The sequence below is a fragment of the Streptomyces griseoviridis genome (genome assembly GCF_005222485.1).
GTDB lineage: Bacteria > Actinomycetota > Actinomycetes > Streptomycetales > Streptomycetaceae > Streptomyces > Streptomyces hintoniae.
In genome coordinates this window covers 1,313,169-1,331,777 of record NZ_CP029078.1, presented here as the reverse complement: position 1 = coordinate 1,331,777, position 18,609 = coordinate 1,313,169, and the positions used below count along the sequence as shown (strand labels likewise).

Genomic DNA, 18,609 nt, shown 5'->3' with positions numbered 1-18,609 from the left:
CGCGGCGGCGGACACCCGCTCCCGCCCCCCGGTCCGGCCACCGCGTCCTTCTCGAACTCAGAGGATCCACCCCATGGCAAGCTCCGAAGCCAAGCTCCGCGACTACCTCAAGAAGGTCACCGCCGATCTGCGCCGCACCCGGCAGCGGCTGGAGTCGGTCGAGGCCAGGGAGAGCGAGCCCATCGCCGTCATCGGCATGGCCTGCCGCTTCCCCGGCGGTGTCCGCTCACCTGAGGACCTGTGGCGGCTGGTCGCCGACGGCACCGACGCCGTCGGCCCCCTCCCCGGAGACCGCGGCTGGGACCTGGACGGCCTCTACGACCCGGACCCGGGCACCCCCGGCAAGAGCTACGTCCGCGAAGGCGGATTCCTCGACGGCGCCGCCGACTTCGACGCCGACCTCTTCGGCATCGCCCCCCGCGAGGCCCTCGCCATGGACCCGCAGCAGCGCCTCCTCCTGGAGACCGCCTGGGAGGCCGTCGAACGCGCCCGGATCAGCCCCGCCGCACTCCGCAACACCGACACCGGAGTCTTCGTCGGCGGCGCCGACACCAACTACGGCTCCCTCGCCCGCACCACCGAGGAGACCGAGGGCCACAACCTCACCGGCGGCGCCATGAGCGTCCTGTCCGGCCGCATCTCCTACACCCTCGGCCTCGAAGGCCCCGCCGTCACCGTCGACACCGCCTGCTCCTCCTCCCTCGTCGCCCTGCACCTCGCGGTCCGCGCCCTGCGCGCGGGCGAATGCTCCCTCGCCCTGACCGGCGGCGTCGCCATGATGCCGACCACCGAACTCTTCACCGAGTTCTCCCGCCAGCGCGGCCTCGCCGCCGACGGCCGCTGCAAGCCCTTCGCCGACTCCGCCGACGGCACCTCCTGGGGCGAGGGCGTCGGCGTCCTCCTCGTCGAGCGCCTCTCCGACGCCCGCCGCAACAACCACCCGGTCCTCGCCGTGGTCCGCGGCTCCGCCGTCAACCAGGACGGCGCCAGCAGCCGCCTCACCGCCCCCAACGGCCCCTCCCAGCGCCGCGTCATCCAAGCCGCCCTCGCCGACGCCCGCCTCGCCGCCGACCAGGTCGACGCCGTGGAGGCACACGGCACCGGAACCACCCTCGGCGACCCCATCGAGGCGCAGGCCCTGCTCGCCACCTACGGCCAGAACCGCCCCGAGGGCCACCCCCTGCGCCTCGGCGGCATCAAGTCGAACATCGGCCACGCGCAGGCCGCCGCCGGTGTCGCCGGCGTCATCAAGATGGTCATGGCGATGCGCCACGGCGTCCTGCCCGCCACCCTCCACGTCGACACCCCCACCTCCCACGTCGACTGGACGGCCGGCGCCGTCGAACTCCTCACCGAGGCCACCGACTGGCCCGACACCGACCACCCCCGCCGCGCGGGCGTCTCCGCCTTCGGCATCAGCGGCACCAACGCCCACGTCCTGCTGGAACAGGCCACCGACGCGACGCCCGACGAGTCCGACGCCCCGCAGCCCGACGCCGACACCCCGGCGGACGTCCCGACCGTGACCGTCGAGCCGACCGTCACGCCCTGGCCGCTCTCCGCCCGCTCGGACGCGGCCCTGCGCGCCCAGGCCGCCCGCCTGCGCACCCGCCTCACGACCACCCCGCCGCCGCGCCCCGCCGACATCGCGCTCTCCCTGGCCACCAGCCGCGCCCCCTTCCCGCACCGCGCGGTCGTCCTCGCCACCGACCCGGAGGCCACCGAGGCCGCCCTCAGCGCCCTCGCCACCGCCACACCCCACCCGGCGGTCCTGGAGGACACCACCCGCCCCGGCTCCACCGCGTTCCTCTTCTCGGGCCAGGGCTCCCAACGCCTGGGCATGGGGCGTGAGTTGTACGCCAGGTTCCCGGTCTTCGCGGAGGCGTTCGACGCGGTGTGCGCGGGTCTGGACGCGCACCTTGAGCGTCCGCTGCGCGATGTGGTGTGGGGTGCGGACGAGTCGGTTCTCAACGGGACGGCGTTCGCGCAGGCCGGGTTGTTCGCGGTCGAGGTGGCGTTGTTCCGGCTGGTCGAATCGTGGGGTGTACGGCCTGAGTTCGTGGCCGGGCATTCGATCGGTGAGGTCGCGGCGGCCCATGTGGCCGGGGTGTTCTCTTTGGAAGACGCCTGCGCTCTCGTCGCCGCCCGTGGCCGCCTGATGCAGGCGCTGCCCGAGGGTGGTGCGATGACGGCGATCGAGGCGACCGAGGCGGAGGTGCTCCCGTACCTGGAGTCCGTGGAGGGTGTGTCGGTCGCGGCCGTCAACGGGCCCACGTCGGTGGTGGTTTCGGGCGTTGAGGCGGAGGTCGAGTCGATCGCCGGCGCCTTCCGCGAGCAGGGCAGGCGGGTCAGCAAGCTGCGGGTCTCGCATGCCTTCCACTCGCCGTTGATGGAGCCGATGCTCGACGCGTTCCGTGAGGTGGTCGAGGGGCTGACGTTCTCGGAGCCCCGTCTGCCGGTCGTGTCGAACGTGACCGGGCGGCTCGCCGAGTCCGGTGAACTGGCCAGCCCCGCCTACTGGGTGACCCATGTCCGTGAGGCGGTGCGTTTCGGTGACGGTGTCCGGGCGCTCCTTGCGGAGGGTGTGTCCCGGTTCGTGGAGCTGGGCCCCGACGGTGTCCTGAGCGGGATGGCACGAGCCAATGTGGACGACGCGGCCGACGCCGTCTTCGTCCCGCTCCTGCGCAAGAACCGCGACGAAGAGGCCACCGCCCTCGCCGCGCTCGGCCGGCTCCACACCACCGGTGTCACCGCCGACTGGACGGCCGTCCTCGCCGGCACCGGCGCCCAGCTCACCGACCTGCCGACCTACGCCTTCCAGCACGAACGCTACTGGCCCGTCCCCACGGTCTCCGCCGCCGGTGACGTCGAGTCCGCCGGACTCCGGTCGGCGGCCCACCCCCTCCTCAGCGCGGCCGTCGAACTCTCCGACACCGGCGGCCTGTTGCTCACCACCAGGCTCTCCCTGCGCACCCACCCCTGGCTCGCCGAGCACGCCGTCATGGGCAACGTCCTGCTGCCCGGCACCGCCTTCGTCGAACTCGCGGTCAGGGCCGGTGACGAGGTCGGCTGCGACCGCGTCGAGGAGCTGACCCTCGCCGCGCCCCTCGTCCTCCCCGCGCAGGGCGGCGTCCAGCTCCACCTGCACGTGGGTCCCGCCGACCCGTCAGGGCGCCGTTCCCTCACCGCCCGCTCCCGCGCCGAGGGCGCCGACGACCAGCAGTCCTGGACCGAGCACGCCACCGGAGTCCTGGCGCCCGGCGAACGCACCCTCGACTTCGACACCACGGTCTGGCCCCCCGCCGACGCCGAACCCCTCGACATCACCGGCCTCTACGAGCGCATGGCCGAAGGCGGCTACGCGTACGGGCCGCTGTTCCAGGGCCTGCGGGCCGCCTGGCGGCGCGGCGACGACGTCTTCGCCGAGGTCGCCCTGCCCGACGGCGTCGACGGCACCGACTTCGGACTGCATCCCGCGCTCCTCGACGCCTCCCTCCAGATCTCGGCACTCGCCGGGCTCGCCAGGGGAGTGGTCCCGTTCTCCTGGGAAGGGGTGTGCCTGCACGCCTCGGGCGCCCGCGCCGTGCGGGTCCGGATGACCAGGACAGGCGACGAGTCCGCGACGGTCGCCGTGGCCGACGAGGCCGGCGCACCGGTCGCCAGCATCGAGAACCTGGTGCTGCGCGCCGTCGCCTCCGGGACGCCGGGCGCGGACGCGCTGACCCGCGACGCGCTGTTCCAGGTCGACTGGGTCCCCGCGGGCGCCGCCGACACCGAGTCCGGCCCGTTCGCGCTACTGGGCGCCGGCCTCTCCGACCTGCCGGGTGACCGGTACGAGCACCTTGAAGCGCTGGCCGCGGTCGGCGAGATCCCGGAGACGGTCCTGGTGGGCGTCCCCGACGGCGACGGCACCGACGTGCCAGGTGACGTGCACCGTTTCGCCAACTGGGCTCTGGAGTTGCTGCGTTCGTGGTTGGCTGAGGAGCGGTTGGCGGATTCGCGTCTGGTGTTCGTGTCGTCGGGTGCGGTGGACGGGAGTGAGCTGGCCGGGGCCGCGGTGTGGGGTCTGGTGCGCTCGGCGATCTCCGAACACCCGGGCCGCTTCGGTCTGTTGGACCTGGCGGAGGGTTCGGACGCCGGCCTGGTGGCGGCTGCTGTCGCCACGGGTGAGCCGGAGACGTCCGTCGGTGTGAGCGGGGTGCGGGTGCCGCGTCTCGCCAGGGTTGTCCCGGGTGAGGACGCGGGCCCGCGGTGGGACCGCGAGGACGGGACCGTACTGATCACCGGCGGTACGGGTGGTCTGGGTCGGATCGTGGCCCGGCATCTGGTGGCCGAACGCGGTGTGCGGGACGTGCTGTTGGTGAGCCGTTCCGGTTCGGCCGCCGATGGTGTGGCCGAGTTGGTCGCGGAGTTGTCGGAGTCGGGTGCGCGGGTCTCCGTTGAAGCGTGTGACGTCGCGGACGCCGATGCCGTCGCCGAGTTGGTGTCCCGGTACGAGGTGCGGGCGGTCGTGCACTCGGCGGGTCTCCTGGACGACGGCACGATCGAGTCCCTGACCCCGGAACGTCTGGCGAGGGTGCTGCGCCCGAAGGCGGACGCGGCCTGGAACCTCCACCTCGCGACCAAGGAACGCGGCCTCAACGCCTTCGTCCTCTTCTCCTCCCTCTCCGGCATCCTCGGCGGCCCAGGACAGGCCAACTACGCGGCCGGCAACACCTTCCTCGACGCCCTCGCCCACCACCGCCGCTCCCTCGGCCTGCCCGCGACCTCCCTCGCCTGGGGCCCCTGGACGCAGGACGCCGGCATGATCGGCACCCTCTCCGACACCGACGTCCACCGCATCGCTCGCGCGGGCCTGCCCGAACTGACCCCCGAGCAGGGCACCGCACTGTTCGACGCCGCCCTCACCACCGGCGCCCCCGCCGTCGTGCCCGCCCGCCTCGACCTCGCGGCCCTGCGCGAGCAGGCCGACCCGCACCCGATGACGCGCGGCCTGATCCGACGCAGGACCAGGCGTTCGGCGGCCGGCGGTACGGCGGCGACGGCCGGTCTCGTGCAGCGACTCGCGGCACTGGGCACCGAGGAGCGCCGCGAGGTGCTGCTCGACCTGGTGCGCGGCCAGATCGCGGTCGTCCTCGGCCACGCGGGCGCCCAGACTGTCGACCCGAACCGCGCCTTCCAAGACCTCGGCTTCGATTCGCTGACAGCGGTCGAACTGCGCAACCGGCTCGGCAAGTCGACAGGTCTGCGGCTGCCCGCCACCGTCGTCTTCGACTACCCCACGGCCCACGCCCTGGTCGGCTACCTGCTGGACGAACTGTTCGGCGTGATCGAACCGACGGCCGTCGTACCGGTGTCGGCGCTGCCGTCCGTGACGGACGACCCGATCGTCATCGTCGGCATGGCCTGCCGCTACCCCGGCGGAGTCGCCTCGCCCGAAGACCTCTGGCGGCTCGTTTCCGAAGGCGTCGACGCCGTCTCCGAGTTCCCCGTGAACCGAGGCTGGGACGTCGACGCCCTCTACAACCCCGACCGTGAGGCGTCCGGCACCACCTACACCAAGGCCGGCGGCTTCCTCCACGAGGCCGGCGCCTTCGACCCCGAGTTCTTCGGCATGAGCCCCCGCGAGGCCGCCGCGACGGACGCCCAGCAGCGGCTGCTCCTCGAGACGACGTGGGAGGCCATCGAGCGGACCGGCATCGACCCGGTCTCCCTCCGGGGCAGCCAGACCGGCGTCTTCGCCGGCGTCATGTACAACGACTACGGCAACCTGCTCGCCGACGAGCAGTACGAGGGCTTCCGCAGCAACGGCAGCGCGCCCAGCATCGCGTCCGGCCGCGTCTCCTACACGTTCGGCTTCGAGGGCCCGGCGGTCACCGTCGACACGGCGTGCTCGTCGTCCCTGGTGGCACTGCACTGGGCGGCGCAGTCGCTGCGTTCGGGGGAGTGCTCGCTCGCGGTGGCCGGTGGTGTGACGGTGATGTCGACGCCGACGACGTTCGTGGAGTTCTCCCGTCAGGGCGGACTCTCCTCCGACGGCCGGTGCCGTTCCTTCGCGGACGCGGCCGACGGTGTCGGCTGGTCCGAGGGTGTCGGCATGGTGGTCCTTGAGCGGCTGTCGGACGCTCGGCGCAACGGTCACCGGGTGCTGGCGGTGGTGCGGGGTTCGGCGGTCAACCAGGACGGCGCGTCGAACGGTCTGACGGCGCCGAACGGGCCGTCGCAGCAGCGGGTGATCCGGCAGGCACTCGCCAGTGGTGGCCTCTCGGCGTCCGAGGTGGACGTCGTCGAGGCGCACGGCACCGGTACGACGCTGGGTGACCCGATCGAGGCGCAGGCGCTCCTCGCCACCTACGGCCAAGGCCGCGACGAGGAAAGGCCGTTGTGGCTGGGCTCCGTGAAGTCGAACCTGGGCCACACGCAGGCCGCGGCCGGTGTCGCGGGTGTCATCAAGATGGTGATGGCGATGCGGCACGGTGTGCTGCCGCGCACCCTGCACGTGGACGCGCCCAGCTCGCACGTCGACTGGTCGGCGGGTGCCGTGGAACTCCTCACCGACGACCGCGAGTGGTCGGGGGAGGAGCGTCTTCGCCGGGCCGGTGTGTCGTCGTTCGGTATCAGCGGGACCAACGCCCACGTGATCCTGGAGCAGCCCGAGCCGGCCGCCGAGATCCCGAGCACGGGAGAAGGCGTCGCCTCACTGGCTCCCGGGATCGTGCCCTGGGCGCTGTCCGGCCGCACGGAGGAGGCGCTGCGCGCCCAGGCCGCCCGGCTGCTGGCCCAGGTGGAGGCCGACCCGGCGCTCCGCCCGGTGGACCTGGCGCTCTCCCTCGCCACCCAGCGCTCGACCTTCGACCACCGTGCCGTGGTCCTGACGGACGACCGGGAGACCGCCGTCCGCGGCCTGGCCGCTGTCTGCGTCGGCGAGCCCGACCCCGCGGCCGTCGTCGGCGCGAACGAGCCCGGCCGCACCGCGTTCCTCTTCTCGGGCCAGGGCTCCCAACGCCTCGGCATGGGACGCGAGTTGTACGCCAGGTTCCCGGTCTTCGCGGAGGCGTTCGACGCGGTGTGCGCGGGTCTGGACGCGCACCTGGAGCGTCCGCTGCGCGATGTGGTGTGGGGTGAGGACGAGTCGGTTCTCAACGGGACGGCGTTCGCGCAGGCGGGGCTGTTCGCGGTCGAGGTGGCGTTGTTCCGGCTGGTCGAATCGTGGGGCGTGCGGCCTGAGTTCGTGGCCGGCCACTCCATCGGTGAGGTCGCCGCCGCGCATGTGGCCGGGGTGTTCTCCCTCCCGGACGCCTGTGCTCTGGTCGCTGCTCGTGGTCGTTTGATGCAGGCGCTGCCCGAGGGTGGCGCGATGACGGCGATCGAGGCGACCGAGGCGGAGGTGCTTCCGTACCTGGAGTCCGTGGAGGGCGTGTCGGTCGCGGCCGTCAACGGGCCGACGTCGGTGGTGGTTTCGGGCGTTGAGGCGGAGGTCGACTCGGTCGCGGGTGTCTTCCGCGAGCAGGGTCGCCGGGTCAGCAAGCTCCGCGTCTCGCACGCCTTCCACTCCTCGCTGATGGAGCCGATGCTCGACGCGTTCCGCGAGGTGGTCGAGGGGCTGACGTTCAGCGAACCCCGTCTGCCGGTCGTGTCGAACGTGACCGGGCGGCTTGCCGAGTCCGGTGAACTGGCCAGCCCAGCCTACTGGGTGAGGCATGTCCGTGAGGCGGTGCGCTTCGGCGACGGTGTCCGGGCGCTCCTGTCGGAAGGTGTGTCCCGCTTCGTGGAGCTGGGCCCCGACGGTGTCCTGAGCGGAATGGCACGGGCCAGCGTGGACGACGCGGCCGACGCCGTCTTCGTACCGCTCCTGCGCAAGGACCGCGACGAGGTCACCGTCGCCCTCACAGCGCTCGCCCACCTGCATGTGCTCGGCTGCGCCGCCGACTGGGCCGCCGTCCTCGACGGCACCGGCGGCAGGACGGTCGACCTGCCCACCTACGCCTTCCAGCACGAGTACTTCTGGCCGACGGGAACCACCACCGCGACCGGTGACATCCGGCTGGCCGGCATCGGCGCGGCCGGGCATCCGCTGCTCGGCGCCGCCGTCGAACTCGCCGGTGCCGACGGCCTGGTGATGACCGGACGGCTGTCGACGCGCTCCCACCCCTGGCTCGCCGACCATGTCGTCCAGGGCGCCGTCCTGGTGCCCGGCACGGCCCTGCTGGAACTCGCCGTCCGCGCCGCCGACGAGGCGGGCTGCGACACCGTCGAGGAACTGACCCTCGCCGCACCGCTGGTGCTCCCCGAGCGGGGCGCCGTACGCATCCAGGTGAGCGTCGGCGCACCCGACGACTCCGGCCGCCGCACGGTGGCGATCCACTCCAGGGACGACGAGGGCGACGGCGGCGAACGCCGGCTCTGGACCCCGCACGCCGAGGGCATCCTCGCCCCGGCCGCCACGCCCACGGACTTCGACGCCACGGTGTGGCCGCCGAAGGACGCGGCCCCCGTCGACCTCACCGACAGCTACGAACGCCTCGCCGAGGCCGGACTCCGCTACGGCCCCGTCTTCCAGGGCCTGCGGGCCGCCTGGCGGCGCGGAGACGACGTCTTCGCCGAGGTCGCCCTGCCCGACGGTGTCGACGGCACCCCCTTCGGCCTGCACCCGGCCCTCTTCGACGCGGCCCTGCACGCCTCCTTCGCCTTCGGTGACGACGACGCCCCGAGCGGTGTGCCGTTCGTCTGGGAGGGCGTGTCACTGCACGCGTCGGGCGCGTCCGCGCTCCGGGTCCAGCTGACCAGGACGGGCGACGACACCCTCGGCGTCCAGCTCGCTGACCCGACCGGCGCGCCCGTCGCCTCCGTCGACTCCCTGACCGTCCGCGCGGCCGGCGCCAACGCACCGGCCTCCGACACCTCCCAGCCGCTCTACCGCGTCGAGTGGGTTCCCGCGCGGTCGACCGGCGCGCGCGTCGAGGCCGATGCGGTGGCGGCGCTGGGCGACGGTATCGAAGGCTTCACCCGCCACGAGAACCTTGAGGCGCTCGTGGCCACCGCCGACGTCCCTGACGTCGTGCTCGTCGGAGTCCCCGAGTACACCGGCACCGAGGTCGTCGAGGGCGCGCACGCCGCCGCCGAACGGGCGCTCGCACTGGTGTGTTCCTGGCTGGCGGAGAAGCGGTGCGCCGACTCCCGACTGGTGTTCGTCACCGCCGTCACTGATCTGACCGCCGCTCCCGTGCGGGGCCTGGTGCGCTCCGCCGCACTGGAACACCCGGGCCGCTTCGCCCTGTTGGACGCCGACGACGTCACGGACCGGGAGGCGCTGCTCGCCGCCCTCGCCGTGGACGAGTCGGAGACCGCCCTGCGCGGTGGCGAGGTCCAGGTGCCGAGGCTGACCCGCGCCCTCCCCGACGCCGACGCCCCGACGACCGAATTCCCCTCCGAGGGAACGGTGTTGGTGACGGGCGGTACGGGTGGTCTTGGTCGGATCGTGGCCCGGCATCTGGTGGCCGAACGCGGTGTGCGGGATGTGCTGTTGGTGAGCCGTTCCGGCTCGGCCGCCGATGGTGTGGCCGAGTTGGTCGCGGAGTTGTCGGAGTCGGGTGCGCGGGTGTCGGTGGAGGCGTGTGATGTCGCGGACGCCGATGCCGTCGCCGAGTTGGTGTCCCGGTACGAGGTGCGCGCGGTCGTGCACACGGCGGGCGTTCTCGATGACGGCATGGTCGAGTCCCTGACTCCGGAGCGTCTTGGGAAGGTGCTGCGTCCGAAGGTGGATGCGGCGTGGAACCTGCACCGGGCGACGGAGAACCTTGACGCGTTTGTGGTGTTCTCGTCGGTGGCGGGGGCGTTCGGTAGTGCGGGTCAGGGTGCGTATGCGGCGGGGAATGTGTTCCTTGACGCGTTGGTGGCGCATCGGCGTGGTCTGGGGTTGCCGGCGGTGTCGTTGGTGTGGGGTCCGTGGGCGCAGGACGCGGGGATGACGGAGGGTCTGTCGGAGACGGATCGGCGCCGGATCGCGCGGTCGGGTCTTCCGGCGGTCACGGCGGAGGAGGGCGTCGCGTTGTTCGACGCGGCCCTCGCCTCCGGAGAGCCGGTCGTTCTGCCCGTCCGTCTCGACCTCGCGGCACTGCGCGGCCAGGACGACATTCCCCAACTGCTCCGTGGACTCGTCCGCACCCGCAAGCGCCGTTCCGCGGCCGGTGGTTCGGCGGCTACGGCCGGACTGGTGCAGCGTCTGGAGGCGCTCGGCACGGAGGAGCGCCGCGAGGTGCTGCTCGACCTGGTGCGCGGCCAGATCGCGGTCGTCCTCGGTCACTCCGGTGCCCAGACCGTCAACCCCGACCGGGCTTTCCAGGATCTCGGGTTCGACTCGCTGACGGCGGTCGAACTGCGCAACCGGCTCGGCAAGTCGACAGGTCTGCGGCTGCCTGCCACGGTCGTCTTCGACTACCCGACCGCGCACACGCTGGTCGGCTATCTCCTGGACGAACTGTTCGGCGCCGTCGAGCCGACGGCCGTCGTGCCGGTGTCGGCGCTGCCGTCCGTGACGGACGACCCGATCGTCATCGTCGGCATGGCCTGCCGCTACCCCGGCGGAGTCGCCTCGCCCGAGGACCTGTGGCGGCTCGTGTCCGAAGGGGTGGACGCGGTCTCGGAGTTCCCGGCGGATCGCGGCTGGGACGTGGACGCGCTCTACAACCCGGACCGGGAGGTGCCCGGCACGTCCTACACGCGCTCGGGTGGGTTCCTGCACGACGCCACCGACTTCGATCCCGAGTTCTTCGGGATGAGCCCGCGCGAGGCGGTCTCCACGGACGCCCAGCAGCGGCTGCTCCTTGAGACGACGTGGGAGGCAATCGAGCGGACCGGCATCGACCCGGCCACCCTGCGCGGCAGCCAGACCGGCGTCTTCGCCGGCGTCATGTACCACGACTACGCCAACTTGCTTGCGGGCCCCGAGTTCGAGGGCTACCAGGGCAGCGGCAGCGCGGGCAGCGTGGCCTCCGGCCGGGTCTCCTACACGTTCGGTTTCGAGGGCCCTGCGGTGACGGTGGACACGGCGTGCTCGTCGTCTCTCGTCGCCATGCACTGGGCGGCGCAGTCGCTGCGTTCGGGCGAGTGCTCGCTCGCGGTGGCCGGTGGTGTGACGGTGATGTCGACGCCGACGACGTTCGTGGAGTTCTCCCGTCAGGGCGGCCTTTCGGCGGACGGCCGGTGCCGTTCGTTCGCGGACGCGGCCGACGGCGTCGGCTGGTCCGAGGGTGTCGGCATGGTGGTCCTTGAGCGGCTGTCGGATGCTCGGCGTAACGGTCACCGGGTGTTGGCGGTGGTGCGGGGTTCGGCGGTGAACCAGGACGGGGCGTCCAATGGTCTGACGGCGCCGAACGGGCCGTCGCAGCAGCGGGTGATCCGGCAGGCGCTCGCGAGTGGTGGCCTGTCCGCGTCGGAGGTCGATGTCGTCGAGGCGCACGGTACGGGTACGACGCTGGGTGACCCGATCGAGGCTCAGGCGCTGCTCGCCACTTACGGTCAACGTGCTGATGGTGAGCGGCCGTTGCTGCTCGGGTCGATCAAGTCCAACATCGGTCACACGCAGGCCGCGGCCGGTGTGGCGGGTGTCATCAAGATGGTGATGGCGATGCGGCACGGTGTGCTGCCGCGCACCCTGCACGTGGACGCGCCCAGCTCGCACGTCGACTGGTCGGCGGGTGCCGTGGAACTCCTCACCGACGACCGCGACTGGTCGGGGGAGGGACGACTCCGCCGGGCGGGTGTCTCCTCGTTCGGTATCAGCGGGACCAACGCCCACGTGATCCTGGAGCAGCCCGAGCCGCAGAGTGTCGAAGTGGCGGCTCCGGTGGTTTCGGGGGTTGTTCCGTGGCTGCTTTCGGGCCGGTCGGAGGAGGCGCTGCGGGCGCAGGCCGGACGGCTCGCGGAGTTCCTGTCCGGGGGTTCGGCGGATTCCGCGCTGGATGTGGCGTTCTCGCTGGCGACCCGGCGGTCGGCGTTCGACCACCGTGCGGTGGTCCTGGCCGACGATCAGCCGACGGCACTTGAGGCGCTCGCCGCGCTGGCGGCCGGCGAGTCGGACGCCGCAGTCGTGGAGGGCACGGCCGGCGCTGGTCGCACAGCCTTCCTCTTCTCGGGCCAGGGCTCGCAACGGCTCGGCATGGGTGCGGAGTTGTCCACCCGGTTCCCGGTCTTCGCCGAGGCGTTCGACGCCGTGTGCGCGGGTCTCGACGAACACCTTGAGCGTCCGCTCCGTGACGTCGTCTGGGGCGAGGACGCCGAGCTGCTGAACCGGACGGAGTACGCCCAGGCGGGGCTGTTCGCCGTCGAGGTGGCGCTGTTCCGGCTGGTCGAATCATGGGGCGTGCGGCCCGAGTTCGTGGCCGGCCACTCCATCGGTGAGGTCGCCGCCGCGCACGTCGCCGGGGTGTTCTCCCTCCCGGACGCCTGCGCTCTCGTCGCCGCCCGTGGCCGCCTGATGCAGGCACTGCCCGAGGGCGGCGCCATGACGGCGATCGAGGCCACCGTCGCCGAGGTGCTCCCGCACCTCACCAGCAGTGTGTCCATCGCGGCCGTCAACGGGCCGTCCTCCGTGGTGATCTCGGGCTCCGAGGAAGCCGTGGAGGCGATCGCCGACGTCTTCCGCGACCAGGAGCGCCGAGTCAGCAGGCTCCGGGTCTCGCACGCCTTCCACTCCCCGCTGATGGACCCGATGCTCGCGGAGTTCCGCGAGGTCGTCGAGGACCTCACGTTCGCGGCACCCCGCATCCCCGTCGTCTCCCATGTGAGCGGCGCCCTGGCCGAGCCCGGACAGGTGGAGGAACCCGAGTACTGGGTGACCCACGTCCGCGAGGCGGTCCGCTTCGACGACGGTGTCCGCGCCCTCGCGGAACACGGCGTGACCCGGTTCGTCGAGCTGGGCCCCGACGGCGTGTTGAGCGCCATGGCCCGCGACAGCGTCGGCGACGATCCCGCCACCGTCTTCGTGCCGCTGCTGCGCAAGGGCCGCGCCGAGGAGACCAGCGCGCTGACCGCGCTCGCCCGGCTGCACACCGAGGGCGTCACCGTCCGGTGGGCCGACTTCTTCGCCGGCACCGGAGCCCGCGCCGTCGACCTGCCGACCTACGCCTTCCAGCGCGAGCGCTACTGGCCCGCCGTCACCTCGACCCGACCGGGAGACGTCCGCTTCGCCGGACTCGGCTCCGCCGGCCACCCGTTGCTCGGCGCCGCCGTCGAACTCGCCGGTGACGACGGCCTGGTGATGACCGGACGGCTGTCGGCGCAGTCCCGGCCGTGGCTCGCCGACCACGTCGTGCAGGGTGCCGTCCTGGTGCCAGGCACGGCCCTGTTGGAGATGGCCGTCCGCGCCGCCGACGAGGTGGGCTGCGCCGCCGTCGAGGAACTCACCCTCTCCGCACCCCTGGTGCTGCCCGAACGCGGCGGAGTCCAGGTCCAGGTACGCGTGAGCACCCCGGACGAGGACGGCCGCCGCACCCTCGGCGTGCACGCCCGCGCCGAGGCCGACGACACCCACACCCCGTGGACCGTCCACGCGACCGGCGCCCTGGCCCCCGACACCATCACGCCCACGGACTTCGACGCCACGGTCTGGCCGCCGCGCGACGCCACCCCGATCGACGTCACGGACTGCTACGACCGGCTCGCCGAAGCCGGCTTCGCCTACGGCCCCGCCTTCCGCGGACTGCGCGCCGCCTGGCGGCAGGGCGACACCCTCTTCGCCGAGGTCACCCTCGAAGACGACACGGACGGCGCCGCCTACGGCCTGCACCCCGCCCTCTTCGACGCCGCGCTGCACGCCTTCGCGATCGACGACGACGGCCGTGGCGGAGTCCCGTTCTCCTGGGCGGGAGTCGGCCTCCACGCGTCCGGCGCCACCGCCCTGCGGGTCAGGCTCACCCGCAACGCCGACGGCACCATGGCCCTCGAACTGGCCGACCCCGCCGGGGAACCCGTCGCCTCCGTGCACGCCCTGACCGTGCGCCCGCTGACCACGGGAGAGCTCAACTCGCCGGTCCGCGACGCGCTGTTCGAGATCGACTGGGTCCCGGCCGCCGCAGCCGAGCCACGCCCGTTCGCGCTGTTGGGCGCCGGCCTCTCCGACCTGCCGGGTGAGCGGTACGAGCACCTCGAAGCGCTGGCCGCGGTCGGCGAGATCCCGGAGACGGTCCTCGTGGGCGTCCCCGACAGCGACGGCACCGACGTGCCGGCCGATGTGCACCGTTCCGCCGACTGGGCGCTGGAGCTGGTGCGTTCGTGGCTGGCTGAGGAGCGGTTGGCGGATTCGCGTCTGGTGTTCGTGTCGTCGGGTGCGGTGGACGGGAGTGAGCTGTCCGGGGCCGCGGTGTGGGGTCTGGTGCGTTCGGCGATCTCCGAACACCCGGGTCGATTTGCCTTGTTGGACCTGGCGGAGGGTTCGGACGCTGGTCTGGTGGCGGCTGCTGTCGCCACGGGGGAGCCGGAGATGTCCGTGGGTGTGGGCGGGGTGCGGGTGCCGCGTCTCGTCAGGGTGGTCGCGGGTGAGGACGCGGGCCCGAGGTGGGACCGCGAGGACGGGACCGTGCTGGTCACCGGCGGTACGGGTGGTCTGGGTCGGATCGTGGCCCGGCATCTGGTGGCTGAACGTGGTGTGCGGGATGTGCTGTTGGTGAGCCGTTCCGGCTCGGCCGCCGATGGTGTGGCCGAGTTGGTCGCGGAGCTGTCGGAGTCCGGTGCGCGGGTGTCGGTGGAGGCGTGTGATGTCGCGGACGCCGACGCCGTGGCCGAGTTGGTGTCCCGGTACGAGGTGCGGGCGGTCGTGCACTCGGCGGGTGTTCTCGATGACGGCATGGTCGAGTCCTTGACTCCGGAGCGTCTTGGGAAGGTGCTGCGTCCGAAGGTGGATGCGGCGTGGAACCTGCACCGGGCGACCGAGGGACGCGGTCTTGACGCGTTTGTGGTGTTCTCGTCGGTGGCGGGGGCGTTCGGTAGTGCGGGTCAGGGTGCGTATGCGGCGGGGAATGTGTTCCTGGACGCATTGGTGGCGCATCGGCGTGGTCTGGGACTGCCGGCGGTGTCGTTGGTGTGGGGTCCGTGGGCGCAGGACGCGGGGATGACGGAGGGCCTGTCGGAGACGGACCGGCGCCGGATCGCGCGGTCCGGTCTTCCGGCGGTCACGGCGGAGGAGGGCGTCGCGTTGTTCGACGCGGCCCTCGCCTCCGGCGCACCCGTCGTCCTGCCCGTCCGCCTGGACTTCCCCGCCCTGCGGGCCAAGGGCGAGGTACCGCCCCTGCTCAGCGGCCTGATCAGGACGCCGGTCCGTCGCACCGCCGCCGCAGCGGGCTCCGCCACGGCGACCGGCCTGGCCGCCCGACTCTCAGGGCTCGGTGAGACCGAGCGCCGCGAGACCATGCTCGACCTGGTGCGCGGCCAGATCGCGGTCGTCCTCGGTCACTCCGGTGCCCAGACCGTCAACCCGAACCGTGCCTTCCAGGATCTCGGTTTCGATTCGCTGACGGCGGTCGAACTGCGCAACCGGCTCGGCAAGTCGACAGGTCTGCGGCTGCCCGCCACCGTCGTCTTCGACTACCCGACCGCCGAACTCCTCGCAGGTCACCTCCTGGACAGTGTCCTCGGCACCGAGGCCGAGACCGTGATCCCGGTGTCGGCGCTGCCGTCTGTGACGGACGACCCGATCGTCATCGTCGGCATGGCCTGCCGCTACCCGGGCGGAGTGACCTCGCCCGAGGACCTGTGGCGGCTCGTGTCCGAAGGGGTGGACGCGGTCTCGGAGTTCCCGGCGGATCGCGGCTGGGACGTGGACGCGCTCTACAACCCGGACCGAGGCGTGCCCGGCACGACCTACACGCGCTCGGGTGGATTCCTGCACGACGCGGGGGAGTTCGACCCTGAGTTCTTCGGCATGAGCCCGCGTGAGGCGGTCGCGACCGACGCCCAGCAGCGGCTGCTGCTCGAAACGACGTGGGAGGCGATCGAGCGCTCCGGCATCGACCCGGCGGCCCTGCGCGGCAGCCAGACCGGTGTCTTCGCGGGCGTCATGTACAACGACTACGGCAGCATCCTCACCGACGACCAGTACGAGGGGTACCGGGGCAACGGCAGCGCGGGCAGCATCGCGTCCGGCCGGGTCTCCTACACGTTCGGTTTCGAGGGCCCTGCGGTGACGGTGGACACGGCGTGCTCGTCGTCTCTCGTCGCCATGCACTGGGCGGCGCAGTCGCTGCGTTCGGGCGAGTGCTCGCTCGCGGTGGCCGGTGGCGTGACCGTGATGGCCACTCCCACCGCCTTCGTCGAGTTCTCCCGCCAGGGCGCCCTCTCCCCGGACAGCCGCTGCAAGGCGTTCTCCGACTCCGCGGACGGCGCCGGCTGGTCCGAGGGCGTCGGCATGGTCGTCCTTGAGCGGCTGTCGGACGCCCGGCTTAACGGTCACCGGGTGTTGGCGGTGGTGCGGGGTTCGGCGGTGAACCAGGACGGCGCGTCGAACGGTCTGACGGCGCCGAACGGGCCGTCGCAGCAGCGGGTGATCCGGCAGGCGCTGGCCAGTGGTGGCCTGTCCGCGTCGGAGGTCGATGTCGTCGAGGCGCACGGTACGGGTACGACGCTGGGTGACCCGATCGAGGCGCAGGCGCTTCTCGCCACCTACGGCCAAGGCCGCGACGGGGAAAGGCCGTTGCTGCTCGGGTCGATCAAGTCCAACATCGGTCACACGCAGGCCGCTGCCGGTGTGGCGGGTGTCATCAAGATGGTGATGGCGATGCGGCACGGTGTGCTGCCGCGCACCCTGCACGTGGACGCGCCCAGCTCGCACGTCGACTGGTCGGCGGGTGCCGTGGAACTCCTCACCGGTGAGCGAGAGTGGCCGGGGGAGGAGCGTCCGCGCCGGGCGGGTGTGTCGTCGTTCGGTATCAGCGGGACCAACGCTCACGTGATCCTGGAGCAGCCCGAGCCGCAGAGTGTCGAGGAAGCGGCTCCGGTCGTTTCGGGGGTCGTCCCGTGGCTGCTTTCGGGCCGGTCGGAGGAGGCGCTGCGGGCGCAGGCCGGACGGCTCGCGGAGTTCCTGTCCGGGGGTTCGGCGGATTCCGCGCTGGATGTGGCGTTCTCGCTGGCGACCCGGCGGTCGGTGTTCGACCACCGTGCGGTGGTCCTGGCCGACGATCAGTCGACGGCGCTCGAAGCGCTCGCAGCGCTGGCGGCCGGCGAGTCGGACGCCGCAGTCGTGGAGGGCACGGCCGGCGCTGGTCGCACCGCGTTCCTCTTCTCGGGCCAGGGCTCGCAACGGCTCGGCATGGGCCGTGGTCTGTACGACAACTTCCCTGTGTTCGCCGAGGCGTTCGACGGGGTGTGCGCGGGTCTGGACGCGCACCTTGAGCGTCCGCTGCGTGACGTCGTCTGGGGTGAGGACGAGTCGGTTCTCAACGGGACGGCGTTCGCGCAGGCCGGGCTGTTCGCGGTCGAGGTGGCGTTGTTCCGGCTGGTCGAATCGTGGGGCGTGCGGCCTGAGTTCGTGGCTGGCCACTCCATCGGCGAGGTCGCCGCCGCGCATGTGGCCGGGGTGTTCTCCCTCCCGGACGCCTGCGCTCTGGTCGCCGCCCGTGGTCGTCTGATGCAGGCGCTGCCCGCCGGGGGCGCGATGACGGCGATCGAGGCGACCGAGGCGGAGGTGCTTCCGTACCTGGAGTCCGTGGAGGGTGTGTCGGTCGCAGCCGTCAACGGGCCGACGTCCGTGGTGGTTTCGGGCGTTGAGGCGGAGGTCGAGTCGGTCGCGGAGGTCTTCCGCGAGCAGGGTCGCCGGGTCAGCAGGCTACGGGTCTCGCACGCCTTCCACTCGCCGTTGATGGAGCCGATGCTCGACGCGTTCCGTGAGGTGGTCGAGGGGCTGGCGTTCTCGGAGCCCCGTCTGCCGGTCGTGTCGAACGTGACCGGGCGGCTCGCCGAGTCCGGTGAACTGGCCACTCCCGCCTACTGGGTGAGGCATGTCCGTGAGGCGGTGCGTTTCGGTGACGGTGTCCGGGCGCTCCTGTCGGAGGGTGTGTCCCGGTTCGTGGAGCTGGGCCCCGACGGTGTCCTGAGCGGGATGGCGCGGGCCAGTGCGGACGACGCGGCCGACGCCGTCTTCGTACCGCTCCTGCGCAAGGACCGCGACGAGCGGAACACCGCCCTCGCCGCCCTCGGCCGACTTCACACCACAGGTGTCACCGTCGACTGGGCCGGCTTCTTCGCCGGCGCCGGCGCTCGCGCCGTCGACCTGCCGACGTACGCCTTCCAGCGCAGCCGCTACTGGCCCGAGGCCACCGTCGCGGTCACGGCCGACCCGAGGTCGGCCGGTGTCGACGCGGCGGACCACCCGCTGCTCGGCGCGGTCGTGACACTGCCCGACTCCGGTGGTGTCGTCCTGACGGGTCGGCTCTCGGTGGAGGCACAGCCGTGGCTCGCCGACCACGTCGTCCTGGGCCGTGTGCTGCTGCCCGGCACCGGCCTGGTGGAACTCGCCCTCGCCGCCGCCGACGCCGCGGGCTGCGCCACCGTCGAGGAACTGACCCTGGCGGCACCGCTGGTGCTCCCCGAGGACAGTGGCCTCCAAGTGCGGGTCGTCGC

1 protein-coding gene (cut by a window edge) is annotated in these 18,609 nt (G+C 72.5%); it reads left to right on the top strand.

Translation table 11 applies throughout. The features are described from left to right. Positions 1-73: 73 nt before the first annotated feature. Positions 74-18,609, top strand: partial view of a type I polyketide synthase gene (locus DDJ31_RS05205; RefSeq protein ID WP_127181465.1) — the 5' portion only. The gene runs 13,147 nt beyond the window's last position; 18,536 of the gene's 31,683 nt are visible here — the first part of the coding sequence; its start codon is at positions 74-76; the stop codon falls past the right edge of the window.